This is a genomic window from Saccharothrix obliqua, from assembly GCF_019375475.1.
GTDB lineage: Bacteria > Actinomycetota > Actinomycetes > Mycobacteriales > Pseudonocardiaceae > Actinosynnema > Actinosynnema obliqua.
This window is the reverse complement of sequence record NZ_JAHXGQ010000008.1, coordinates 207,094-231,880: the sequence shown is the minus strand read 5'-3', so window position 1 is coordinate 231,880 and position 24,787 is coordinate 207,094. Positions and strand designations below refer to the sequence as shown.

The window sequence follows — 24,787 nt, the reverse complement described above, 5'->3', positions numbered from 1 at the left end:
AGTCCCGCTCCAGCGGAGTCCACCCCAGGGGAGTCCGCCCTCAGGAGAGTCCACCCCAGGGGAGTCCTTCCCGGGGTAGTCCACCATGGAGCGCTGCTCCCGGAGAGGAGACAGATGCAACCGGTACGTGGGCCCGGCGCCCGGGTCGTCGTGGCGGGCGGTGCGGGCTTCCTCGGCTCGCACGTCTGCACGGCGTTGCTGGCCGCGGGCGCGTCGGTGCTGTGCCTGGACGACCTGTCGACCGGTCGCGCGGAGAACCTGCGCGGGCTGCGGGACGAGCCGGGCTTCCGGTTCGAGCGGGTGGACGTGACCGGACCGGTCACCGTGGACGGCCCGGTGGACGCGGTGCTGCACCTGGCCTCACCCGCCTCGCCGATCGACTACGCGCGGCTGCCGCTGGCCACCCTGGCCGCGGGCAGCGCGGCCACCCTGCGCCTGCTGGAGCTGGCCGAGGCCAAGTCCGCCCGCTTCCTGCTCGCGTCGACCTCCGAGGTGTACGGCGAACCGGAGGTGCACCCGCAGCCGGAAACCTATTGGGGCAACGTGAACCCGATCGGACCGCGCTCGGTGTACGACGAGGCGAAGCGATTCGCCGAAGCGCTCACCACGTGCTTCCGGCGGGAGAAAGGCGTGGACACCGGCATCGTGCGGATCTTCAACACCTACGGCCCGGGTATGCGCCCGGACGACGGCAGGCTGGTGCCGACCCTGGTCGGCCAGGCGCTGCGGGGCGAGCCCGCGACCATCGCGGGCACCGGCGAGCAGACCCGCAGCCTGTGCTACGTCAGCGACACGGTGCGCGGGCTGCTCGCGTTCACCGACTCCGGGCACCCCGGCCCGGTGAACATCGGCAGCGACCGGGAGACGACCGTGCGCGAGATCGCCGACGTCATCGCGGAACTCACCGGCGGCACCGTCGAACCGGTGCACGTGCCGCGACCCGAGGACGACCCGACCCGGCGGCGGCCGGACATCTCGCTGGCCCGGGACCTGCTGGGCTGGCGGCCGACCGTGCCGCTGGTCGAGGGACTGTCCCGGACCATCGAGGCGATGGCGGCCGAGCACGCGGCGGGAGCGCTCCGGTGAGCCCGCGGATCACGGTGGTGGGCACCGGGTACGTGGGCACCACGCACGCCGCGACGCTGGCGGAGCTGGGTTTCCGCGTGCTGGGCCTGGACATCGACGAGGACCGGGTGGCGGCGTTGTCGGCGGGCCGGGTGCCGTTCGTGGAACCCGGCCTGGACGAGCTGGTCGCCCGGCACGTGGCGACCGGCGCGTTGCGCTTCACGACGTCCTACCGGGAGGCGGCGGCGTTCGGCGACGTGCACTTCCTGTGCGTGCCGACACCCGAGGCCGCCGACGGGCGTGCCGAGCTGAAGCCCCTCGTCGGCGCGGTGGAGGAGCTGGCGCCGCTGCTGACCCGGCCGGTGCTGCTGGTCGGCAAGTCGACGGTGCCCGTGGGCACGGCCGCGGACCTGGCGAAGCGGCTCACCGACCTGACCGGGCACCCCGGCGTGGAGCTGGCGTGGAACCCGGAGTTCCTGCGGGAGGGCACGGCGGTCGCGGACAGCCTGCGGCCGGACCGGCTGGTGTTCGGCGTCTCGTCGCCGGCGGCCACCGCGGCGCTGCGCGAGGTGTACCGGGTGCAGCTCGCGGCGGGCGTGCCCGCCGTGGTGACCGACCCGGCGACGGCGGAACTGGTGAAGCTGTCCGCGAACACCTTCCTGGCCACCAAGATCTCGTTCATCAACGCCGTTTCCGAGGTGTGCGAGGCGGTCGGCGCGGACGTCGGCGCGGTCGCCGCCGCGCTGGGCCACGACCCCCGCATCGGCGGCGCGCACCTGCGGCCGGGCCTGGGTTTCGGCGGCGGGTGCCTGCCCAAGGACCTGCGGTCGTTCCGCGCGCAGGCCGTGGACTTCGGCCTGACCGACACGGCCACGCTGCTCGGCGTGGTGGACCTGATCAACAACAGGGCCCGGCAGCGGCTGGTGGACCTGGTGCGGGCCGAGTGCGGTGGCGAGCTGCGCGGGCGGCGGGTGGCCGCGCTCGGCGCGGCCTTCAAACCGGACTCCGACGACGTGCGTGACTCGCCCGCCCTGGCCGCGGCCGTCGCCCTGCACCGTGAGGGCGCGGTGGTGACGGTGCACGACCCGGCCGCCGGGCCCACCGCCCGTCGCGCCGAGCCGCGGTTGCGGCACGCCGACACCGTGGTCGACGCGTGCCGGGACGCCGACGTCGTCGTGCACCTGACGGAGTGGCGGGACTACGGGGAACTCGACCCGGCGGCGCTGGCGGAGGTGGTGCGCGGGCGGGTGCTGGTGGACGCCCGCACCACGCTGGACCCCGCGCCGTGGCAGGAGGCCGGCTGGCGGCTGCGCGCCCTCGGCCGACCGGGACCGGAACAGCGGGAAGGGGAGTCATGAGCGGCGGAGTCGACTTCGAGGTCGGGATCATCGGCGGCGGGCCGGCGGGTGCGGCGATGGCCGGGTACCTGGCCCGCGCGGGCGTCGAGTGCGTGGTGTTCGAGAAGGACCTGTTCCCCCGGCCGCACGTGGGTGAATCCCTCGTGCCGTCGTCCACGCGGGTGTTCCAGGACCTCGGGTTCCTGCCGACGATGGAGTCCGCCGGGTTCCCGCGCAAGTACGGCGCGGCGTGGACGGCCGCCCGGTCGTCGTCGGTGTACACCACGAACTGGGACGGCCTGGCCGCGGACCCGAGCGTGGACGTGCTGTTCAACGAGCGCGACCAGCCGGGCATCGACCAGAACCACACCTACCACGTCGACCGGGCCCGGTTCGACACGCTGCTGCTCCAGCACGTGCACAACATGGGCGCGCAGGTCTACGAGGGCGTGAACGTGACCGGGGCGGAGGTGGAGGACGACCACGCCGTCATCCGGTACCGGATCGGTCGCCGCGAGGTGGGCACGAAGGTGCGGATCGTGGTGGACGCCAGCGGACGTCGGACGCTGCTCGGCACCAAGCGCCGGTGGCGGCGGGCCGACCCGGTGTTCAAGCAGTACGCGCTGCACACGTGGTTCGACGGCTTCGACCGGGCGTCCGTCGCCGACGCGCCGGAACAGGGCGACTTCATCTTCATCCACTTCCTGCCGGTGACGAACACGTGGATGTGGCAGATCCCCATCACCGACCGGATCACGAGCATCGGCGTGGTCACCCAGAAGCAGCACTTCGCGGCGAGCCGCGCGTCCCGCGAGCAGTTCTTCTGGGACTCCGTCGCGACCCGCCCGGAGCTGCACGAGGGGCTGCGCGCGGCCACGCAGCTCCGCCCCCTCAAGGAGGAGGGCGACTACAGCTACGAGATGACGCAGCTCGCCGACGACCGGCTGGTGCTGGTCGGCGACGCCGCCCGGTTCGTGGACCCGATCTTCTCCACGGGTGTGAGCATCGCCCTGAACAGCTCGCGGTTCGCGTCGGCGGACGTGCTGGGCGCCCTGGAGACCGGGAACTTCGGCCGCGACGCCTTCGCCCGGTACGAGCGGACGCTGCGCCGGGGTACCCGCAACTGGTACCGGTTCATCAGCGTCTACTACCGGTTGAACGTGTTGTTCACCGCGTTCGTGAACGACCCGCGCTACCGGCTCGACGTGCTGAAGCTGTTGCAGGGTGACGTGTACGACGAGGAAGAGCCCGCCGTGCTGGCCCGGATGCGCGACATCGTGCACGAGGTGGAGGGCAACCCGGACCACATCTGGCACGACGCGCTGGGCGACCTCACCGCCCGCGCGTTCGAAGAGCTGTCGATGACCTGACGCTCCCACCACGACGGCCCACGTCACCGCGCGACGAGCGCGGGACGTGGGCCGTTCCGCTGGGCGAGTGGCCCACGACCAGCACGGGGCATGGGCCGTCGTGGCGGGCGAGCGGGCCACGTCACCGCGCGACGAGTGCGGGGCGCGGGCCGTTCCGCCGGGCGAGCGGGCCACGACACCACGCGACGAGCGCGGGACGTGAGCCGTTCCACCGGGCGAACGACCCACGACACCACACGACCAGCACGAGGCATCGGCCGTTCCACCGGGCGAGCACGGCCACCGGGCGAACGGGCCACGTCACCGCGCGACGAGCGCGGGGCGCGGGCCGTTCCGCCGGGCGAGCGCGGTCAGGGCCGCCGCGATCCGGTCGGACGCGGAACCGTCCCCGTAGGGCGAGGGCAGCTCGGCCAGCGCGGCACGGCTGCCCGCCGGGTCCGCGAGCCAGCGCCGCACCTCCGCGCCGATGGCCGGTCCCGGCGGCACCAGCGTGCCGAACGTGCCCTCGATCTCCGGCCGCTCGGTGCTGCGCCGCACCACCACCACGGGGCGCTTGAGCACGCTGACCTCCTCCTGGACGCCGCCGGAGTCGGACACCACGACGGCGGCGGCGCTCATCAGCGCCAGGAAGTCCGGGTAGGCCAGCGGTTCCGCGACCAGCAGGCCGTCCAGCAGGTGCTCCAGGCCGAACGCCGTCAACCGCGCGGCGGTGCGCGGGTGCAGCGGGAACAGCACGGGCAGCGGCAGGGCGCGCAACTGCGTCAGCACGTCCCGCAGCACCGCGGGGCGGTCGGTGTTCTCCGGCCGGTGGATCGTCGCCAGCGCGAACCCGTCCACCGCCAGCCCGTAGCCGGCCAGCAACGCGGCTTCCCGGTGGTGTGCCGACCGGGCTTCCAGCAGCGCCTCCACCACCGTGTTGCCGGTGACGGCGATGCGCGCGTCCGGGACGTTCTCGGCCAGCAGGTTGGCGCGGTTGCCCTCGGTCGGCGCGCAGCACAGGTCGGCCAGGTGGTCGATCAGCACCCGGTTGTGCTCCTCGGGCATCGCGCGGTCGTAGCTGCGCAGGCCCGCTTCCACGTGCGCCAGGGGCAGTCCGGCGGCGTTCGCGGCGAGCGCGCCCGCCAGCGCCGACGTGGTGTCGCCCTGCACCACCACGACCGACGGCGGCCGGTGCGCCAGCGCGGCGTCGAGCGCGGACACGGCACGACCGAGCTGGTCACCACGTCGACCACCGCCGACGCGCAGGTCGTGGAAGTCGGCGGGCAGGCCGAGGTCACGCCGGACCCGGTCGTAGAGGGCGGTGTCGTGGTGCTGTCCGGTGTAGACGACGCGTGCGGCGGCGCCGAGCGCCCGCGCGAGCGGGGCGAGCTTGATCAACTCTGGCCGGGTGCCGCAGACCAGGGCGATGTCCGCGCCCATCGCGTCAGCCCGCGCGGCGATCGGGTCGGGAGACCTGGCCCGCGAAGTAGTGCCAGGCGTCCGCGCACGCCTGCGCGGCTTCGGCGACGGACTCGGCGCAGTGCGCCGGCACCGCGCCCGCGAGCCGGTCCCACTCGTCGCTGCCACGCGAGTGGGCGTCCAGCAGGCGCAGCAGGGTCCGGCCCAGCTCGGTGAACCGCAGCGACGGGTCGGCACGCAGGTGGGCCAGCGCGGGTGTCTTGCGCGGCGGCACGACCGGCAGGCCCGGCGCCGGTTCCGGTGCGGCGCGGCGTTGTTGCGCGGGCACCGGGTCGTCACCGCGCAGGAAGCGCTCGCGGACGTCGCGCGCCGTGCCCACCGCGATGCCCGCCTCGCGGGCGATCTCCCGCAGCGAGGCCGAGGGCCGGTCCGCCAGCACGGCCATCGCGCGTCTGCGGCCGGCGGCGGAGCTGAGCGGGCGCACCCGGCCGTCCCGGCCGACCCGGGTGTTCAACCGCTGCTCGTCCCCGGTTGCACGGCGGCGCAACGCGCGGACCGTGCGGGTGGCGACACCCGCCACCTCGGCGATCCAGCGGTCCGACCAGTGGGGGTGCGACGCGATGATCCGCGACGCCGCCGCCGCGCGGTCCGTCGCGGACAGCGGCAGGCCGGTGCCCGAGTTCAGCTCGACCGACAGCACGAAGGCGTCCTCGGTGGTGCCGTTGAAGAACCGCGCCTCGATCGTCCGCTCACCCCGCGCGAGCGCCGCCCGCAGCCGGTGCATCCCGTCGATGACCCGCATGGTCTGCCGGTGCACGACGATCGGCGGCAGCTCTATGTCCACTTCGGACAACACACGTGTGTGGCGCTCGTCCTCCCCGTTGACGCGGGGCGAATCCGCGGGCAGCAGCGCCGCGATGTGCACCCGCTCATTGACCGGTTCCAGCGTCCCGCCCCGCGGCGGTGAATTGTCCGCGGTGTCGTGAGCGAAAGGGGGCAACCCGTTTCACCTCATTCAGCCGACTCGCTTCCGCACTTCGACGCGCCATCGCCGGGGGGTTCCCGCACGACTGGAATACCCCTGGTCGTACGGCCCGAAAAGACCGGATCGTCCCCCGGCCCAGTCGAGTCTACGGTGTTCGGAAGTGGCCAGGTCAACCGATGTCCGGACCATTCGCACAGAGATCACCGGATTGTCGGAACACCGGTCGAATACCCACCGGATGACTACGCGGAGTCACCCGGGCGACTATCACGGGTCGCGTGGAATGGCCGTCGCGAGGGTAATTCACCGATTATGGAATCGCACACCGGGCCGACTTGACGACCGAGCCGGACATCGCCAGGATGATGAGGAACCCTCGCCTCGACCGTCCTACCGGGACGGTCCGACAACGCTCGCCCACCCGGCGCCCTCGCCGGACCAACCCTCCCGGCCCTTCCGCCGGCCGACGGTGCTCTCCCCGGTGAGCCTCCCCGCAGCCCGGACCCGTTCCTCCCGTCCGACAGCGCCCCCGCCCTCCCCGGCCGACACCGCCCTCAAGGCACGCACCCCGCAGCCGTCGAGAGCACCGCGCCCCCCCCCCGCGCGACCGTGCCCCGCTCCCACTCGCACACCCCACCCGCGTTGGAGTTGCGGTCACCCGGGCGGCAGGTACGTTCACCGGCAGGCGCGGCCGACGTCACCGCACCGGGAAGGGCACCGACGCCATGTACTACAGCAGCGGGAACTACGAAGCGTTCGCCCGACCGCGCAAACCCGAAGGGGTGGACGACAAGTCCGCGTGGTTCGTCGGCGCCGGGCTCGCCTCGCTGTCCGGCGCGGCCTTCCTCATCCGGGACGCGCAACTGCCCGGCGACCGCATCACGGTGCTGGAAAGGCTGAACCTGCCGGGTGGCGCGCTGGACGGCATCAAGGAGCCGAAGAAGGGCTTCGTCATCCGCGGCGGTCGCGAGATGGAGAACCACTTCGAGTGCCTGTGGGACCTGTTCCGCTCGATCCCGTCGCTGGAGGTCGAGGGCGCGAGCGTGCTGGACGAGTTCTACTGGCTCAACAAGGACGACCCGAACTACTCCCTCCAGCGCGCGACCGTGAACCGCGGCGAGGACGCGCACACCGACGGCCTGTTCACCTTGAGCGACAAGGCGCAGAAGGACATCATCCGGATCTTCCTGGCCACGCGCGAGGAGGTGGAGGGCAAGCGCATCGACGAGGTGTTCGGCGAGGACTTCCTCGCGAGCAACTTCTGGCTCTACTGGCGGACCATGTTCGCGTTCGAGGAGTGGCACAGCGCGTTGGAGATGAAGCTGTACCTGCACCGCTTCATCCACCACATCGGCGGCCTGCCCGACTTCTCGGCGCTGAAGTTCACCAAGTACAACCAGTACGAGTCCCTGGTGCTGCCGCTCTACAAGTGGCTGCTGGACCAGGGCGTCGTGTTCCACTTCAGCACCGAGGTGACCGACGTCGACTTCGACCTCACGCCGGAGCGCAAGCTGGCGACCCGCCTGCACTGGGACCGCGGCGGCGAGCGGGGCGGTGTCGACCTCGGCCCGGACGACCTGCTGTTCATCACCATCGGCTCGTTGACGGAGAACTCGAACAACGGCGACCACCACACGCCCGCGCGGCTGGACGAGGGCCCGGCGCCCGCCTGGGACCTGTGGCGGCGCATCGCGGCGAGGGACCCGTCGTTCGGGCGACCCGACGTGTTCGGCTCGCACATCCCGCAGACCAAGTGGGAGTCCGCCACGGTCACCACGCTCGACCGGCGCATCCCCGAGCACATCCGCCGGATCTGCAAGCGGGACCCGTTCAGCGGCCGGGTCGTCACCGGCGGCATCGTGACCGCCAAGGACTCCAACTGGCTGCTGAGCTGGACGGTCAACCGGCAACCGCACTTCAAGCAGCAGAAGCCCGACGAGATCGTGGTGTGGCTGTACTCGCTGTTCGTGGAGAAGCCCGGCGACTACGTGCGGAAGGCGATGCAGGACTGCACGGGCGAGGAGATCACGCAGGAGTGGCTGTACCACCTGGGCGTGCCCGTGGAGGACATCCCCGAGCTGGCGGCGAGCGCGGCGAAGTGCGTGCCGGTGATGATGCCGTACGTGACGTCGTTCTTCATGCCGCGCCGGGCGGGCGACCGACCGGACGTCGTGCCCGAGGGCTCGGTGAACTTCGCGTTCATCGGCCAGTTCGCGGAGACCAGCCGGGACTGCATCTTCACCACCGAGTATTCGGTCCGCACACCGATGGAGGCGGTCTACACGCTGCTGGGCGTCGACCGCGGCGTGCCCGAGGTGTTCGGCTCCACCTACGACGTGCGCAGCCTGCTCGCCGCCACCAGCCGCCTGCGTGACGGCGAGGAGATCCACCTGCCCGGCCCCGCACCGCTGCGGAAGTGGTTGCTGCGCAAGCTCGACGCCACGGAGGTGGGCGAGCTGGTGACCGAGTTCGGCCTCGTCTCGGACGAGCGGTGACCCCGGCGCGTCCGACCACAGTGGACGGTGCCGTTCCCCGCGACCCCGGAGCCCGGTGGACCGCCGTACGCGGCGCTCTGGTTCCATTGCGTGATCACCGCCGCGAGCACGCGACGTGCCGAACGCCGCCGGTGCGGACCAGGGGGGCGAAGTGGGCTCGGGGAAGCGGCGCGAACGCGGTCCGGCTGCCCGGAAGGCACGTCGCGCGCCGAAACGGGTGGGGCTCGACGCCGCCGTCGAGTGGTTGACCGCCGCGGTCGCCGCGGCCGAGCCCGGCGACCCCGACCGCGTGGTGCTGATGGCCGACCTGGGCGTCGCCCACCAGACGCGGTACGAGGCGCGGGGCGACCTCGCGGACCTGGACCGGGCCGTCACCGCCAAGGCCGCCGCACTCGACGCCGCGCCGCCCGACCACCCGGACCGCGCCGTGCTGCTGTCCAACCTCGGCTTCTCGCTGCTGACCCGTTACCGGCGCGGCCGGGCCGAGGAAGACCTCACCCGTGCGACCGAGGCGTGCGAGGCGGCGGTGGCGGCGTCACCTGCGGGTCGACCCGGGCGGGACCGGCGGCTGGCCAACCTGGCGGACTGCCGGCACGCGTGGTTCGAGCGCACCGGGCACCTGGACGACCTGCGTGCCGCGCTCGCCGCGGTGACGGCGTGCTCCGCGGACCCGATGCGGTTCGCCGACATCGGGTTGCTGCACCTCAAGGCGTTCGAGCCGGCGGGTGCGGCCGACGACGTCCACCGGGCGGTCGGGGCACTGGAGTCCGCGCTCGCCGGCCTGCCCGCGGACGACCCGGACCGGGCGGCGATCACGGCCGGGCTGAGCCAGGCCCTGCTGCTCCGCTACCGGATCACGCACGTGCCCGCCGACCTGGACCGCGGTGTCGAGCTGGGCGCGGAGGCCGCGGCGGGCGCGGGACCGGACCTGCCCCCGTGGCCGGCCGCGGTTGTCGAGGTCCACCGGGCGCGCCGCGGTGGCGGCCACCCCGCCGAACTCGACCCGGCGGGCTGGGAGGCGGCCACCGCGCTGCACCGCGTGTGGTTCGAGCGGACGTACGACGAGCACGACCGGCGATTAGCGCTCGACGCCGCGACCCGCGGGATCGAGCGTGCGCCGGAGGGCCACCCCGAGCGCCCCCGGCTGCCGGCGCACCTGGCCTTCCTGCACCGCGCCGGCTACTCGCACGACGGCGACCCCGCGCACCTGGGCGCCGCGTTCGACGCGGCCCGGCAGGCGGCCGACACCGGGCTGCCCGAACACCTGGAAGCCCTCGGCGACCTGCACCGCGTGCGTTACGAGCGGACCGGTGACCTCGCCGACCTGCACGCGGCGGTCGCGCTGGTCGGGCAGGCGTTGGCCACCGCCGCCCCGGACCACCCCGACCGCGCGAGCACGGCGACGGCGCTCAGCACGGCGCACCGGATGCGCTTCCACCACACGGGCGCGCCGGAGGACGTGCTGATCGCGGTCGGCACGGCGCTCACCGCCGCCGCGAACGGCACCGCGCCGCCGGAACCGCTCAACGCGCTGGGCCTCGCCCACGTGGCGCGGTTCGCCCACAGCGCGGACCCGGACGACCTGGACCGGGCCGTCGCCGCCGTGCGCGCGGCGGTCGACGCCACCCCGGAGGGCGACCCCGAGCGGCCGGGCCGGCTGTCGAACCTGGCCATCGCCCTCCACTCCCGGCACACCCGCACCGGCGACCCGAAGACGTGCGGCAGGCGGTCGAGGCGGCCACCGCCGCGGTCCACGCCGGGAACGACGACGGCGCGTTGCTCGCCAACCTGGCCGCCGTCCACCTCGCCGGCTACCGGCTCACCGGCGACCCCCGTGAGCTGGAACGGGCCGTCGCCGCCGCGGAGCAGGCCCTCGCCGCGAGCCCTCCCGGGCACGCCGACCGCGCCCTGAGCCTGACCAACCTGGGCAACGCCTACCAGGCCCGCTACCGCCGCGTCGGCGTGCTGACCGACCTGCGGCGCGCGGTCGAGTGCAAGACCGAGGCGGTGGCGATGACCGGCGAGGACAACCTGGAGCGCACGGGCAGGCTGTCCAACCTGTGCGGCGCGTTGCTGGAGATGTACCGGCGCACGGAGGACGAGACCGCCCTCGACCTGGCCGTGGAGTTCGGCGCGGACGCCGTGGCGTCCTGCCCGCCCCGCCACCCGGAGCGGACCACCTACCTGTCCAACCCGGGTGGCGCCCACCAGACCCGGTACGAGCACGCGCGACGCCCGGAGGACCTGCGGCGCGGGCTCGCGGTCCTCCAGGAGGCGCTGGACGCGCCGGCGCCCGACCACCCGGGCCGCCCGCCGGTGCTGGGCAACCTGGGCAGCGTGTGCCTGAGCGGCTACCGGCACACCGGCGACGCGGACCTGCTGGCACGGGCCCGGCGGCTGTTCGCCGAGGCCGCCGCGACCACACCACCGGGCGACCCGGGGCTGGTGACCCAGCTCCGCAACCAGGCGGCGGCCTGGCACGCGGGACGAGACGCGCCCACGTCCGCTCAGGTGCGGGAACTGGCCGACCGGGTCGAGGCGGCGACGATGGCACCGCCGTCCGAGCACGCGGACACCGCGTTCGTCGTCGGGATGCCGGCCGACGCGATCGGTGACCACGAGACCGCCGTGCGGGTGCTCGACGTCGCCGTGGGGTTGCTGCCGTCCCTCCTCCCCCGTGAGGCCGGCCGGTTCGACCAGGAGCACCGGCTCGGCGAGCACAGCGGGCTGGTCGGGGAGGCGGTGGCGGCGCACTGCTCGGTCGGCGACCTGGTGGGCGCGGTGCGGGTGGCGGAACTCGGGCGCGGTGTCCTGCTGGGCACCGCCCTGGACCTGCGCTCCGACCTGACGGACCTGGAGCACGCGCACCCGGAGCTGGGCCGTCGGCTGCGTGCGGTGCGCACGGTGCTGGCGGACGAGGACGCACCGGTGGAGCACCGGCGGCGCGGGTGGGCCGAGTACGACGCCGTGCTCGCCGAGATCCGGGCGAGGCCGGGGTTCGAGCGGTTCCTGCTGCCAGCCACGTGGGAGGACATCCGCGCGGCGCTGCCGGACGGGACGGTGGTGCTGGTCAACGCCGCCCGCCGGCGGGGCGACGCGGTGGTCCTGCGCCGGACCGGCGACCCGGTCCACGTGGAGCTGCCCGACCTGACCACGCGGGAGGTCTTCGCGCTGGGCCCGGTGTTGGCGCAGGCCGCGGCCGACCGGTCGCTGACCGGGCTGCTGCGCGGGCCGCGGCTGGTCCGGGAGGTGCTGGCCCGGCTGTGGGACGTGGCGGGCGAGCGCATCGCCCGCGTGCTGCCGCACGGCGACGGGCCGTCACGGGTGTGGTGGATCCCGATCGGCCCGCTGGGTCTGCTGCCGCTGCACGCCGCCGGGCACCCCGGCCGGGTCGGGATGCCGGACCTGGCCGTCTCGTCGTACTCGCCCACGCTGCGCGCGTTGGCCCGGGACCGCCCACGCGCGACCACGGGCGGGCGGCGGCTCGCGGTCGCGCTGCCACGCACACCCGGCCTGCCGGACCTGCCGGGCGCCGCGGCCGAACTGCCCGAGCGGGCCGACGTGACCCTGGTCGGCGAGGCCGCGACCGCCGCCAACGTGCTGGCCGCCCTGCCCCACGTCGACCGCGCGCACTTCGCGTGTCACGCGGGTGTGGACCTGCTGTCGCCGTCCAACAGCGGGCTGCGCCTGCACGACGGCCCGCTGTCCGTGGCCGCGATCAGCCGGCTCGACCTGGCACGCGCGGAACTGGCCTACCTGTCGGCGTGCTCCACCGCCGCCGGCACGCCGCGGCACGCCGACGAGTCGCTGCACCTGGCGTCGGCGTTCCAGATCGCGGGTTTCCGGCACGTGATCGGTGGGCTGTGGCCGTTGCGGGACTCGGTGTCGGTGACCGCCGCACGCGCGTTCCACGACCGGCTCGACTCGGGCGACGACCCGGCCACCGCGTTGCACCACACCGTCCGCCTGCTGCGGGACGCCCACCCGGACAAGCCGAACCTGTGGGCACCGTTCGTCCACAACGGACCGTAGTTCACCGTCCTTTCCGGACCAGAGCGGTGATCGCGTCGCCCTCCTCCGGCGTCAGCGGGCCGGCCGCGCCCTCCTCCACCACGCCCAGCGCCGCCCCGAGGTCGCGGCCGTGCAGGTCCACGGCGGCCTCCGCGAGAGCGGTGAGGTCCGCGATCGCGGCACGCGACCGCGCCCACCCCGCGAGCCCCACCACCAGACCGACCGGGAGCGCGGGCCACCACAGCACGCCGAGCACGACCGGCGGCCACGCCCAGCTCGCCACCGCCACCCCGGCGGCGAACGCCGCGTGGGCCGCCGTGATCTCGGTGCGCGCGGTCTCCGGCAGCACCAGCCACAGCCGCGGCCAGGCGAAGGTCAGGTCGAGGCCGGAGCGGTCGCGGGCCGCGGACTCCAGGGCGTGCACGCGGTCGCCCATCCACGTCGGACGACCCGGTTCGGCCGGCGCCAACGCGTTCACCCGCGCCGCCGCCGCGTCGACCGCGCGTTGCTCGGGTTCGCCCCGCGGCCGGACCGCCTCCAGCTCGTGCCGCCGCGCCACGAGGCGCAACCAGCGCGACCTCCGCCGCCGCGTGCGCCACCGCGCGAGCGGGCGCACCGGCCACTCACCGAGGAAGACCCGCCTGGTAACCCCGGCCACGGCCTGCACCACCAGGCCGACCGCCGCCGCCGCGCCGAGCACACCCGCCACCACCGCCGCCTGCGCACCACCCGACCGCCGCCCGAACCAGGTCACGGCGTCCGACACGTGCCGCGCCGCCGCCGTCCAGTCCAGCGCGTGGGCGTGACCCAGCCGTGCGCCGAGAAGCGCGCCCACCACCACCAGCGCGCCCGGCACGAGCAGCAGTGCCACCCACCGCTCGGCCAGCTTCTTGGCCAGTTCCTGGAAGAACCCGCCCACCGCGTTACCGGCGCTTCATCCGCGCGCCCGTGACCTGGCAACGCGGCACCGGCCCCGCGGGCAGCGGGCGGACGTCCCGGTCACACGCGCCGTCCGGACACCCGAACCGCTCCTCGTGCGCCCGTCCCGCGCCGAAGCCGGGCAGCCCACCCGCCACCCCGCGTGCCGCCGGCGAGCCGTCCGAGCCGACCAGCTCGGCCAGCAAAGCCACGATCGGCCGCCGCGCCCGCGCCTCCACCTCGATCCGCGCGAACAGCCGCCGCACCTCCGCGGGGTGGTGCAGGCACTCCGCGCGCAGGTCCGCGAGCCCGTCACACAACTCGGTCATCGCCAACCGCTCCGCTCGGTCCATGGATCCCCTCCTCGTCGGGCCGCTCATTCTCGTGCGGCCGACCGGGCCGGGACCCCGGGGGCGACGACGCGGAGACGACGCGGAGAGGTGTGAGCCGGTTGATCGGCTTCGGACCCCCGCGGGAGCGGGGAAAACGGGATGCCCGGCAGGAACGTGTCGCTCATGGAAGGGCCACCCCCGCCGGTGCGGGGAAGACGGCACCGGCCCGAAGCCTGACATCACGCTGAAGGGACCACCCCCGCAGGCGCGGGGAAGACATCCTCACGCGCGGCGTGATCGCGTCGAGCTGCGGACCACCCCCGCAGGCGCGGGAAGACCGCAGCCGCACGCCCACGATCGCGGTGCTGTCGGGACCACCCCCCGCGGGCGGGGAAGACGCTTGTCGACCTCTGACTTTACCGCGAGGCGGGGCGGACTCCTCCTCCGGCTTTGCGGTCCACCGAAGCCCCACTTCGAGGACTCACGCAGCTCCTGGGCCGAACCGGGGACGGTAATGGGAAAACGGCGGTGCCGGCCGTCGAATCTGCCTATCGTGCGGGGATGACCGCTGCCGGGGACCGCACCGGACCCTTTGCACACGGTGCCGAGGGGTGGCGAGTCCGGGTGCGGGGCGACGGCGGGGTGCTCGGCGCGGGGGTGCTGCTGGACCAGGAGCACGTCCTGACCTGCGCGCACGTCGCGCTCAACACCGACCACCTCGCCGTGGACATGGTGGGCCTGCCCGGCGCGCCCGCCAGCACCGCCGACATCGTGGCCTGCGTGCCGCCGTCCGGTGACGACCGCGGTGACGTCGCCGTCCTCAGGCTCCGGCACCGGCAACCCGCCGGGCACGGCGCGACGCTGCGCAAGGCCGCCCTCACCTGGGACCGCCACGTGCACACCCTCGGCTACCCGTACGGCGAAGGGCTCGACATCGGGGTGTGGGCGCGGATGACGCTGGCGGCGTGGGCGGGTTCCGAGTGGCTCCAGATGAACCGCCGGTCGGACGGCGAGCAACGCGTCCGGGCGGGCTTCAGCGGGTCCGGCGTCGCCGACGACGCGACCGGCGACGTGCTCGGCATCGTGGTCAGCGAGTACACCGACGACGACGCCGGGCTGGCCTGGATGGTGCCGGTCGCGGCGATCGAGGCCCACCTGCCGCTGGTGTCCGAGTGGGTCGTGGGCGACAGCGGCATCGACCCGATCTTCACGTCGGCCGACGCCGCGCCGCCCGCCGACCGCGTCCGCCACGTGCTGGACTGGCTCGCCCGCCGCCACGAGGGCGCGGCCGTGCTGATCGTCGCCGGTGAGGACCTGACCGACCTGCGGCACGCCGTCGCGTTGTCCAGCGCGGGCGGCGCGGGCGAACCGGACCTGGCCCTGGACGTGGCGGGCCGGACGGCGGAAGAGGTGTCGCGGCGGATCGTGGACCGCGCGGGGCTCGCCGTCCACGGCTCCAGCACCGAGCGCGTCCGGGAGGGCACGCCGCCGATGACCGTGGTGGTGGACGGTGTCGACCAGGCCGACCAGCCGCGGGAGCTGTTCGAGGACGTGTTCCGGCCCATGGTCGCCGGCGGCGCGCGACTCGTGTTCGGCTTCCGCGAGAACGACTCGGCCGGGTTGACCGCCGCCCGCGCCCTGGCCAGGGACACCGTCACGGCGCGGCTGGACGACTTCACCACCCGCGTCGCCGCGCTGCCGCCCACCGGCGCGGGCGACCTCGCCACCCGGCTGAAGCTGCTGCGCGGCACCGTACCCGCGGACTGGGCGGCGGTCGCCGAGCAGCTGCCCCGGTTCGAGCGCGCGCTCGCCCGCGTCGAGCACGGCCACCGGACCGCGCGGCGGCTCGCGGCGGAGGTGTCGGACCTGCGTGGTCTGCTGGAGGCGTGGAAGGCGCGGGCGGGTGACGGCGGGCTGGTGGAGGACATCGACACCGACGCCGCCTACCGCGTGGCGGACGCGCTGCTGTCCGTCGTGCCGGTGGACCTGGCCGCGGCCCGTGCGGCGGTGCGGCGTTACCAGGACGTGGTGCGCCGGGCGTTGGCGGAAGGAGGACGGCGATGACCGCGTGCCCGCGGCCGGGCTGCGGCGGTTCCGTGGACGAGACCGGGTTCTGCGACTCGTGCGGACGACGACCGCCGGAGGCGTCACGCGACTCCGGCCGGACCGGCTCGCGGCGGGCGCGGTCGGGCGACCCGATGTCGCTGCCGGTGTTCGACTTCCCCGACCCGGTGAGCCGCATCCTGACCGACCCGCGGGTGCCGGTCCGCGTGCGGCGGTGCGCGCACCCCGACTGCCCCGACCCGACCGCCCTGCCCGCGCTGGACGAGGGGTTCTGCCTGGCGTGCGGCACGGCGTTCTCGTTCCTGCCAAGCCTCAAGCCCGGCGACCTGGTCGCGGACCAGTACCGCGTCCTGGGTTGCTTCGCCCGCGGCGGGCTCGGGTGGATCTACCTCGCCCGGGACACGCACCTGGACGACAACCCGGTGGTCCTCAAAGGACTGATCGACGTGGCGGACGAGGACCTGGCCACCGCCGAGCGCCAGGCGCTGACCACGATCGACCACCCGAACATCGTCCGCATCTTCAACTTCGTCAGCCACCCTGACGCGCATACCGGGGTGCCGCGCGCGTACATCGTGATGGAGTACGTGGACGGTTTGGTGCTCAACGAGGTGGCCGAGGACTCGAAGAGCGGTTCACTGCCGCTGGGCGAGCCGCTGCGCACCGAGCACGTGATCACCGCCGGCCTCCAGGTGCTCACCGCGCTCGACTACCTGCACGAGCGCGGCCTGCTGTACTGCGACCTCAAGCCGGACAACGTGATCATCCGGTCCGGGCGGCACGGCGAGCGCGGCAACCGGGTCAAGCTGATCGACCTCGGGGCCGTGCGGCGGGTGGGCGACCGGTCCGGCAAGGTCGTCGGTACCCGCGGCTACCAGGTGCCGGACGCCGAGATCGCCGAGCGCGGGCTGACCGTGCGGTCCGACCTGCACACCGCGGGCGAGCTGCTGTGGCAGCTCTTCCTGACCACCGCGGACCGCACCGGGCGGCACGGCGTGGCGGACCGGCGGCGCGTCGAGGTGGGCCTGGAGTCGTTCCGCCGGCTCTGCGACCGCGCCCGGCACCGCGACCCGGACCGCCGCTTCGCCTCCGCCGCCGACATGGCCGAGCAGTTGCGCGGTGTGCTGCGGGAGATCGCGTCGCTGCGGGACGGGCAACCGCGCCCGGAGCCGTCGACCCGGTTCACGCACAGCGCGACGCTGCTGGACGGCGGGCTGGGCGCGGTGCCCGCCCTGCGCCGCTGGACCACCACCCCGACCGCCCACCCGCCGCCGCTCGACCACCGCCCGCCCGCGCCGGCCGACGTCGCGGTCGGGCTGCCCGTGCCGCGCGCCGCGGACGACGACCCGGCGGCCGACGTGCCCGCCGCCGACGCGGAGGACCCGCACCGCCTGCTGAACCGGCTGGAGACGGCCGGGCTGGACACCTCGGAAACAGCCTTCGTCCGCTGCCGCGCCGGGCTCGCGGCACGCGACCTCGCCGCGGCGACCGCCGGTCTGGACCGGGCACGTGAGCTGCTCGGCGACGCACGCGACTGGCGGCTGCGCTGGCACGAGGGCTTGATGGCGCTGGCGGGCGGTGACATCGCGACGGCCGACCGGGCGTTCGACGCCGTGTGCGCCGAGTTGCCGGGTGAGGACGCGCCGAAGCTCGCGCTCGCCTACTGCGCCGAGTACGCCGACCGGTTCGGCGTGGACCTGACGCGCTCGCCCACCGGGCAGCAGGGGGGCGCCGGCCCGGCGGACCCGGTCGCGGCGACCTCCGTCACCGCCCGGGCGAACCGCTCAGGACAACTCGGAACGAGCGGCCGAGCGGTGCGGGCGGAAGTCGCCCCACCGGGCGAGTCGGGGACAACCGGCCTCGCCGGGAGGGCCGAGGCGTTGTACGAGGCGGTGTGGCGGCGGGACCGGTCGGTGGTGAGTGCCGTGTTCGGGCTGGCCCGCGTGCGGCTCGCACGTGGCGACCGGACGGGTGCCGTGACGCTGCTGGACGGGACTCCCCCGGTCTCCCGGCACTACGACGCCGCGCACATCGCGGCCGTGCGGGTGCTCAGCGGTGTCCTGGCCTCGTCCGCCGGCCCGGACCTCCCCGACCCGACGCACATCGCCGCCGCCACCGACCGCCTGGCGCGGCTCTACCTGGACGGCGGCGCACCCACCGGCCAGTCGCGCGTCCGGCTGGAAACCGAGGTGCGGGAAGCGGAACTGGCGCTCGTCGGGTCCACCGCGCCGGCACACGTCGAGAACGACCTGCGCACCCGGTTGGAGCGCTCGTACCGGGCGCTGGCGCGGCAGGCCGACACGCGTGCGGACCACTCCCGCCTGGTGGACCTCGCCAACCGCTGCCGGCCGGTGACGTTCCGATGATCCCCAGCGACGACCACAGGGACGAGCAGATGGCCCAATCGCCCGGATTCCACTTGTCGGTCAGCCAGAACCGCTACCTGTCCACCGATGACGACGAGATGCACGCCGTCATCTCGGTGTCCGTCGACGGCGTGCCGGAGGCCGCGCCCGAGGTGGCGGAGGTGATCGCCATCGACTGCTCGGGCTCCATGGCTCACCCGCCGACGAAGCTGACGGCGGCGCAGCGCGCCACGCGGGCCGCGATCGACGCGTTGCGCGACGGGGCGTTGTTCGCGGTGGTGGAGGGCACGCACACCTCCCGCGTCGTGTACCCGGCGGGTCCGCGCCTGGCGGTGGCGAACCGCGAGACGCGGCAAGCGGCGAAGAACGCCGTGGCCCTGTTACGCGCCAACGGGGGCACGCACATGGGCGAATGGCTCGCACTGGCCCGCTATCTGCTCGAAGACCACCCCACCGCCGTACGTCACGTCATCATGCTCACCGACGGCCAGAACAGCGAAACGGACCGCAAGCTGGACGAGGAGCTGTCGCGGTGCGCACGGGTCTTCACCTGCGACGCCCGCGGTATCGGCGCGGACTGGAACGACCGGGAGCTGCTGCGCATCGCGGCGGCACTGCACGGGACGGCCGACGCAGTCCGGCAGCCGGGCGACCTGGTGGCCGACTTCGAGGCCATGACCAAGGCGGCCATGGACAAGATCGTGCCCGAGGTCCGGGTGGTGGTGAAGACGACGACCCGCGCGAAGGTCGACTTCCTGCGCCAGACCTACCCCACCGAGGCCGATCTGGTCGGCGACGTGCTCGACGCGCGCACCACCGCGTTCGCCACCGGGTCGTGGGGCGCGGAGACCCGCGAGTTCCACCTGCGGCTCGCGGTCGACTCGACCGACGCCGAGGCGGACACCGACATCCGGGTCGCGCGGGTGGACCTGGAGGTGCGGCGCCCGGGCACGGCGGAGTTCGCGGGCACGGGCGCACCGGCCCTGGTCATGGCGCACTGGACGGCGGACCTGATGCTGTCCAGCGTGCTGGACAGCAAGGTCGCGCACTACACCAACCAGGCCGTCCTCGGGCAGGCCGTGCTGCGCGGGTGCGAGGCGCACAACGCGGGCGACCTGGTGGCCGCGGCGACCGACTGGGGTCGTGCGGTCGCCCTCGCCGCGAAGCTGGGCAACGACAAGGTGATGGTGCGGCTGCTGCGGCTGGTGGAGGTGGTCGGCGACCCGGCGGACGGCCTGGTGCGGTTGAAACCCGAACTGGCCGCAGTGGACGTGCTGTCCGCCGCGATGGGTTCGGTGGTGTCGAGCATGAGCCCGCGGTCCGCCCCCGTCGTGCCGACCGTCGAGGACACCTCGGAGGTCGAGTGCCCGAACTGCCACCGGCGGTGGCGGCGGGCGTCGGCCCGGTTCTGCGGCAGTTGCCGCACACCGCTCACCACGTGACACACGGAGGAGAACACCCCAGTGACGACGGAACACCCGGAGTTCGTGCGGTTCCCGCTGGTCGACGGCGGCTCGGTGCTGGTGGAGGTGGACGAGCGGCCGGGTGTGGCCCGCGCCGGCCGCTCCTCGGCCCGGGTGTTGCAGGAGGCACGCACCACGTTCGAACAGGCGGTCGCCGGTGTCCGGGACGCCGCCTCGGCGGCGCTCGCCCAGTTCGCGTCGATGACCCGCGCGCCCGACGAGGTCGAGCTGAAGTTCGGCCTGAAGCTGGACGCGGAGGCGGGCGCGGTGATCGCGCGGACCGGCGTGCAGGGCCAGTTCGAGGTCAAGCTGCGGTGGCGGCGGGACAACGCGCCGGTCGAGGAGGAGGCGGTCGAGGAACCGTGACCGCTCAACCGGTGTAGGACACGGGCGGCAGGCCGAGCGGCGGCACGGGTTCACCGAGCCGCGCCGCGCGCACCTCGTCGACGAACCACCGCTGACGCGCCTGCGCCAGCGAGCCGTCGGCACGCATCTCGGCCAGCACGCCGTTCACGAACCGGATCAGGTCGTCGTGGTCCTTGCTCATCGCGAGGCCCGCCGCGCCGCCGCCCTGGCCGGGCAGGTCGACCAGCGTCGTGCCGGGGTCCTGGAGGTGCAGGCCCTGGAGGACCGGGTAATCGGTGTAGACCGCGTCCACGACACCGCGTTGCAGCAGCATCAGGCACTCGCTGGAGTCCGGGACGGACACCGGCCGGATGCCGGTGGCCTCCCGCGCGGCCATCAGGTCGGCGATGCTGGTGGTGGCCGACGCGGCGCACACCTTGCGGCCGTTGAGCTTCGCCAGCGAGTCCCGGGACTCCGCGCCGGAGCGGGTCAGGATGCCCGCGTTGGTCACGAGGTAGGGCGTGGAGTACATGATGTCGTGGTTGGCCACGCGGTCGCACGAGAACGTCACGTTGGCCAGTACCACGTCCACCGTCGGCACGTCGGCCAGCTTCGGGTCAGCCCGCCGCGCCGCCCGGTTCTTCTCGGTTTTCAGCGCCACCAGGCGGTTGCCGGTGGGTACGGTCACCAGTCGCAGCCGCGGGTCGTCCGGCGCGAGGTCCGCGCCGAACAACCGGGACGCGATCCGGTTGACGATGTCGATCTCGTAGCCCTCCATGCGGCCGGTGACCTGGTCGCGGCGGCCGAGCAGCGGTGTGGTCTGGCTGACGCCCACCACCAGGCCCTCGGCGCGGATGCGTGCCAGTGCCGCCCCGGTGGGTCGGCCGGCGGCGTCCGACGCCAGCAGGGCGGGGTCGAGCGTGCGCCGCGGGTCGTGCCGCGCCCGGCCCTCCGGGGTCTCGCAGTCCGGAACCGGCGGCGCGGTGCGGCCGGGGTCGGCGTAGCCGTCCGGCAGCACCAGCGGCGCGGCCGACCGCGGGGTCGGCGGCGCGGCGGGCGTCGTGCACCCGGCGAGCAGCAACGCCGCGATCACGGCGGCGACGGTTCCACGTGCCCTCACCGGCAACACCCCCGAGTCCACCGCGACAACCCGACAGGACGGCAGGCGGCAACACCGCGACCGTTCCGCGCGCCCGGCCGGATACCGCGCGGCCACCACCCGACCCGTGCGGCAAGCGGCAGCGCCGCGGCCGTTCCACCTGCCCTCACCGGTAATACTCCTGGATGCGCGGCCACAGCCCGGCCGGTGCGGCGATCGCCGCTCCGCCCGCCAGGAGCGCGAAGAGGACGTCGAGCCCGCCGAGCACGCCACGCGCGGACGCGGTGGCCTCGACCGAACCGGCGGTGTAGCCCGTGATCGCGGCCGTGAGGTGCTCGTCCACCTGCTCGGCGTGCGATTTCACGTCACCCTCCGGCGGTGTCACGAGCGCCGCCGTGCGCGGGTACGGCAGCGGCGACTCCGGGTCCAACGCCTCGTCGGCCGCGATCCAGGCGTGCAACGCGGTCGCCGCCTGGTCGACCCGCTCCCGCTCCGGTCCGGGCTCGGCGTCGGTGATCGGCTTCGTCTCCTCGATCAGGGCGCGAATCCGGCCCAGGTCGGCCTTCAGCGCGATGATGTCGCCCGCCGCCGGGTAGATCAGGATCCGCGCCTCGTTGCCGTCGGCGGACCGCCCCAGCTTGCGCGCCTCCGCCAGCGGCGCCACCACCCGCTCCCACCGCACCACGCTCTCCTCCACGTGGTGGGCGGCCACCAGCAACGCCGCGGGCAGCCAGATCAGCGGGACGAGGGTGAGCGCGGTGGCCAGCACGAGACCGGGGTTGACCTTGCGGCGGGTGCGGTGGAACAGGAAGCGCTGCGCCGCGAAGAGCACGACCAGCAGCAGCACGCCGACCAGGTAGGTGAGCCAGGACTGGGTGGACGCGGCGCGCTGCGCCTCGGTGAGCGCCTTGACCTGCTCGCCGCGCAGCTCGTCCGCCGACCGCAGGATCTCGCCGCGCACCAGGAACGACGCCTGCGCGAGGTAGGACGTGCCGACCGGCTGCTGGTTGCGGGTGGCGGTCCACCCGGTCTCGACCAGCTGCACGTACTGCGGCACGAGTTCGGTCATCCGCCGCACGAGTTCGGCGGAACCGCCGTCCGCGTCGCGCACGGCCGCCTCCCGCAACGCGTCCACGGCGTGCGAGACGTCGTCCCGGAACGCCTGCTGGAGCCCGGGCGAGCGCTGCTGGTCGACCAGGACGGCGTCCAGCGAGGTGGCGTCGGCGTCGGCGAACGCGCGGTAGACGTCCAGCGCCGCGGAGGTCAGCGCGCCCCGCCGGTCGACGGCCTCGTCCAGCTCCGCCTGCCGCTGCCGCAGCGCCGTCGTGCCGACGAGGCCGAACAGGACCGCACCCGCCGCGGCGAGCGCGGCGAACACCGCGAGCCTGCCCTCGGTGCGCCGGAGGTAAGCGCGGAACTCCCGCCGCACCAACGCCATTGCTCGGTCCACCTCCGCACGGTCGCGCCCCGGGCGTCCGAGTCAAGCACAGCGGCCACGTGCTGTCGCCGGAATCCGCGATTCCCGCCCGTTCGCCGAACCGTCACCCCGTCCGCGGTCGGCGGCACACGTAGGTGAGCGCGGGTGGGGCGTTGCGCCACACGGACCGGCTCACCACCACTTCATCGAAGGTGTCGTGCAGCAACGCGCGCAGCAGGCGCGCGCCCTTCATCCGCAACGCGTGCAGGTAGGCGAACGTGGTGAACGCCGCGCCGGGCGCGAGCGCCCCGGCCACCCCGGTGAGGGCGCGGCGCTGGTCGGCGGGCGGGATCAACGACCACGGCAACCCGCTCACCACCGCGTCCACCGGCCCGACGCCCAACCCGCGCAGGATCTCCGCCAGGTCCGCGGCGTCCCCGGTCACCACCTCCACGTCGGGCCGGGTGGCACGCACCCGGTCGGCCAGCTCGGGGTCCAGTTCGATCGCGACGTGCCGGGAGCCCTCGGGCAGGCGACGTGCGATGGCGTCGGTCACCGCGCCGGTGCCGGGTCCCAGCTCCACCACGACCACCGGCCGGTCCGACGGCACGACGACCGCCAGCCGCGTGGACAGCCGGGCGGAACTGGGCGCGACCGCGCCGATCAGCTTGGGGTTGCGCACGGCCGCGCCGAGGAACACACCGAGATCACTCGAAGGCATGGCGCCCAGCGTCGTGCGCGGCGCGGGCCCGCACCTCGGGACATCGGCCGCACCGGTCGGCCTGGAGGAGGAGGCCGCATCCTCCTCCGGCATGAGGCGTGGCGGTGCCCGCGGCATGACTCGCGTGGACGTCGCGCGACCTACTGTCGCCTCGTGGCCGTCCACTCCTCCCGACAAGTGCCCGGCGGGTCCGCGTTGTTCGTGCTGCGCCTCGTGCCGCTGATCATCACGACCGGCCACCTGGTGCTCGGCCCGGCGCACCGGCCCGTGCCGGCGTGGCACTGGGTGCTCGGGCCGTTGGCGGCCGTGCTGCCGCTGCTGTGCCGGGGTCGACCGCTCCTCGGGCTGGTCCTGCTGAACGTCGTCCTGGTGGTCGCCCGCGGGTTCGGCCTCGACGCCGCGCTGCTGGTGGTGGCGCCGGTCGCGGTGTGGTTGGTGGACGTGGCCGCGGAGCGGACCGGTCGGCGGCTGGCACCCGCCGCGCTCGCCGCCGCGGTCACCGTGGTGCTCGCCCTGGTCGACGACCGGCTGGACGTGGCGCAGCCCCGGATCTGGTTGGCCGTCGCGGCGTTCGTGGCGGCCGGTGTCGGCATCCCGCTGCTGATCGGCGTGAACCTGCGGTCCGCGCGGCTGGCGGCGCGACGGGCGGAGGAGCGGGCCGCGGAGGTGGAGCGCCGCCGGGTGTCGGAGACCAGGGCCGCTCGTGCCGAGGAGCGGACGGCGATCGCGCGCGAGCTGCACGACCTGGTGGCGCACCACGTGGCGTCGATCGTGCTGCGTGCCGGGGTGGCGCGGCACGTGGTCGGCGACCGGGACCGCCGGGTGGCCGAGGCGCTGGACGACGTGCGCGCGACGGGGAGCGCGGTGCTCGGCGACCTGCGCGGGCTGGTGGCCGTGCTGCGCGACCCGAGCACGGCGAACGGCGGGTTGGGGCTGCCGCAGCCGGCGGACCTGCCCGACGCCCTGGCGGACGCGGTCGCGCGTGGCGAGCAGGCGGGCCTGGTGGTGACCTCGTCCACCGACGGCGGTGTGGCGGGCCTGGACGCGGTGCGCGGGCTGACCGTGCTGCGGGTGGTGCAGGAGGGGCTGACCAACGTGCTCAAGCACGCGGGACCCGGCACGACCGTCGCGGTGCGCGTGACAGCCGACGACGCCGGGGTCCGCGTGGAGGTGGCCGACGACGGCGCGGGCAACCGCACCGCGCTCGCCGCACCCGGCGGTCACGGGCTGCTCGGCCTGCGTGAACGCGTCGACCTGGTCGGTGGCGCACTCCAGGCCGGCCCGACGGGCACCGGCTGGCTCCTGACTGCCGTCCTGCCGACTGCCAACGGACCGGAGGTGACGAGGTGATCCGGCTGCCCGCACCCCGCACCGGCCGGCTCCCGACGGCCCTCCTACCCA

At 74.4% G+C, this 24,787-nt stretch carries 18 protein-coding genes; 11 read left to right on the top strand and 7 right to left on the bottom strand.

Annotated features, from left to right (window positions below):
• The first annotated feature begins 114 nt into the window (after positions 1-114).
• Genes KZQ38_RS24730 through KZQ38_RS24720 form a run of 3 tightly spaced genes read left to right on the top strand, consistent with a single transcriptional unit; the run spans position 115 to position 3,772 of the window.
• Complete coding sequence (locus tag KZQ38_RS24730; protein ID WP_219444919.1) at positions 115-1,086, top strand: NAD-dependent epimerase/dehydratase family protein; 972 nt, start codon at positions 115-117, stop codon at positions 1,084-1,086.
• Complete coding sequence (locus KZQ38_RS24725; protein WP_219444917.1) at positions 1,083-2,423, top strand: UDP-glucose dehydrogenase family protein; 1,341 nt, start codon at positions 1,083-1,085, stop codon at positions 2,421-2,423. The genes KZQ38_RS24730 and KZQ38_RS24725 overlap by 4 nt, the downstream gene beginning before the upstream one ends.
• Complete coding sequence (locus KZQ38_RS24720; protein WP_219444915.1) at positions 2,420-3,772, top strand: NAD(P)/FAD-dependent oxidoreductase; 1,353 nt, start codon at positions 2,420-2,422, stop codon at positions 3,770-3,772. Before KZQ38_RS24725 ends, KZQ38_RS24720 begins: the two co-directional genes overlap by 4 nt.
• Positions 3,773-4,072: 300 nt before the next feature.
• On the opposite strand, the gene wecB is transcribed toward KZQ38_RS24720, so the two are convergent.
• Together wecB and KZQ38_RS24710 are read right to left on the bottom strand one after the other, a co-directional pair.
• A complete protein-coding gene (gene wecB, locus KZQ38_RS24715) occupies positions 4,073-5,191 on the bottom strand; it encodes a non-hydrolyzing UDP-N-acetylglucosamine 2-epimerase (protein ID WP_219444913.1) in 1,119 nt (372 codons plus the stop codon).
• 4 nt (positions 5,192-5,195) lie between these two features.
• Positions 5,196-6,170 carry a ParB/RepB/Spo0J family partition protein gene (locus tag KZQ38_RS24710; RefSeq protein WP_257902130.1) on the bottom strand — a complete coding sequence of 325 codons (975 nt, stop codon included), beginning with the start codon at positions 6,168-6,170 and terminating at the stop codon, positions 5,196-5,198.
• A gap of 710 nt (positions 6,171-6,880) precedes the next feature.
• On the opposite strand from KZQ38_RS24710, the gene KZQ38_RS24705 reads away from it, so the two are divergent.
• The 3 genes from KZQ38_RS24705 (at position 6,881) to KZQ38_RS36425 (ending at position 12,682) form a co-directional block, all read left to right on the top strand.
• The gene (locus tag KZQ38_RS24705) at positions 6,881-8,650 is read left to right on the top strand and encodes an oleate hydratase (protein WP_219444912.1); all 1,770 of its coding nucleotides are present in this window, start codon (positions 6,881-6,883) and stop codon (positions 8,648-8,650) included.
• Positions 8,651-8,801: 151 nt separating this feature from the next.
• Positions 8,802-10,562: a hypothetical protein gene (locus tag KZQ38_RS36430; RefSeq protein ID WP_257902255.1), complete on the top strand. Its 1,761-nt coding sequence runs from the start codon at positions 8,802-8,804 to the stop codon at positions 10,560-10,562.
• A gap of 101 nt (positions 10,563-10,663) precedes the next feature.
• Positions 10,664-12,682, top strand: a complete 2,019-nt coding sequence (locus KZQ38_RS36425) for a CHAT domain-containing protein (protein ID WP_308258588.1) — start codon at positions 10,664-10,666, stop codon at positions 12,680-12,682.
• 1 nt (position 12,683) lies between these two features.
• Here the strand turns inward: KZQ38_RS36425 and KZQ38_RS24695 are convergent, their stop codons facing one another.
• Both KZQ38_RS24695 and KZQ38_RS24690 read right to left on the bottom strand, forming a co-directional pair.
• Complete coding sequence (locus KZQ38_RS24695) at positions 12,684-13,580, bottom strand: hypothetical protein (RefSeq protein ID WP_219444910.1); 897 nt, start codon at positions 13,578-13,580, stop codon at positions 12,684-12,686.
• A 4-nt stretch (positions 13,581-13,584) separates the two neighbouring features.
• A complete protein-coding gene (locus tag KZQ38_RS24690) occupies positions 13,585-13,932 on the bottom strand; it encodes a hypothetical protein (RefSeq protein WP_219444909.1) in 348 nt (115 codons plus the stop codon).
• A 603-nt stretch (positions 13,933-14,535) separates the two neighbouring features.
• Between KZQ38_RS24690 and KZQ38_RS24685 the strand changes: the two genes are divergently transcribed.
• Genes KZQ38_RS24685 through KZQ38_RS24670 form a run of 4 tightly spaced genes read left to right on the top strand, consistent with a single transcriptional unit; the run spans position 14,536 to position 20,170 of the window.
• Positions 14,536-15,975, top strand: coding sequence for a trypsin-like peptidase domain-containing protein (locus KZQ38_RS24685; RefSeq protein ID WP_219444908.1), 1,440 nt, complete (start codon positions 14,536-14,538; stop codon positions 15,973-15,975).
• Entirely contained in the window at positions 15,972-18,341 is a 2,370-nt protein-coding gene (locus tag KZQ38_RS24680) for a serine/threonine-protein kinase (RefSeq protein ID WP_219444907.1), read from the top strand. Before KZQ38_RS24685 ends, KZQ38_RS24680 begins: the two co-directional genes overlap by 4 nt.
• Positions 18,338-19,783: a vWA domain-containing protein gene (locus tag KZQ38_RS24675; RefSeq protein ID WP_219444906.1), complete on the top strand. Its 1,446-nt coding sequence runs from the start codon at positions 18,338-18,340 to the stop codon at positions 19,781-19,783. Before KZQ38_RS24680 ends, KZQ38_RS24675 begins: the two co-directional genes overlap by 4 nt.
• Before the next feature lie 21 nt (positions 19,784-19,804).
• Complete coding sequence (locus KZQ38_RS24670; RefSeq protein WP_219444904.1) at positions 19,805-20,170, top strand: CU044_2847 family protein; 366 nt, start codon at positions 19,805-19,807, stop codon at positions 20,168-20,170.
• Between the two features lie 4 nt (positions 20,171-20,174).
• On the opposite strand, the gene KZQ38_RS24665 is transcribed toward KZQ38_RS24670, so the two are convergent.
• The 3 genes from KZQ38_RS24665 to KZQ38_RS24655 all read right to left on the bottom strand — a co-directional run bounded on the left by KZQ38_RS24665 (position 20,175) and on the right by KZQ38_RS24655 (position 23,386).
• Positions 20,175-21,269, bottom strand: coding sequence for a transporter substrate-binding domain-containing protein (locus KZQ38_RS24665; RefSeq protein WP_219444902.1), 1,095 nt, complete (start codon positions 21,267-21,269; stop codon positions 20,175-20,177).
• Between the two features lie 145 nt (positions 21,270-21,414).
• Complete coding sequence (locus tag KZQ38_RS24660; protein ID WP_219444900.1) at positions 21,415-22,698, bottom strand: GlnX family signal transduction membrane protein; 1,284 nt, start codon at positions 22,696-22,698, stop codon at positions 21,415-21,417.
• A 91-nt stretch (positions 22,699-22,789) separates the two neighbouring features.
• Positions 22,790-23,386 (bottom strand): class I SAM-dependent methyltransferase, encoded by a 597-nt coding sequence (locus KZQ38_RS24655; protein WP_219444899.1) that lies wholly within the window; start codon positions 23,384-23,386, stop codon positions 22,790-22,792.
• Positions 23,387-23,539: 153 nt separating this feature from the next.
• Here KZQ38_RS24655 and KZQ38_RS24650 point away from each other — a divergent pair, with 153 nt between their 5' ends.
• A complete protein-coding gene (locus KZQ38_RS24650; RefSeq protein WP_219444898.1) occupies positions 23,540-24,736 on the top strand; it encodes a sensor histidine kinase in 1,197 nt (398 codons plus the stop codon).
• Positions 24,737-24,787: the final 51 nt, after the last annotated feature.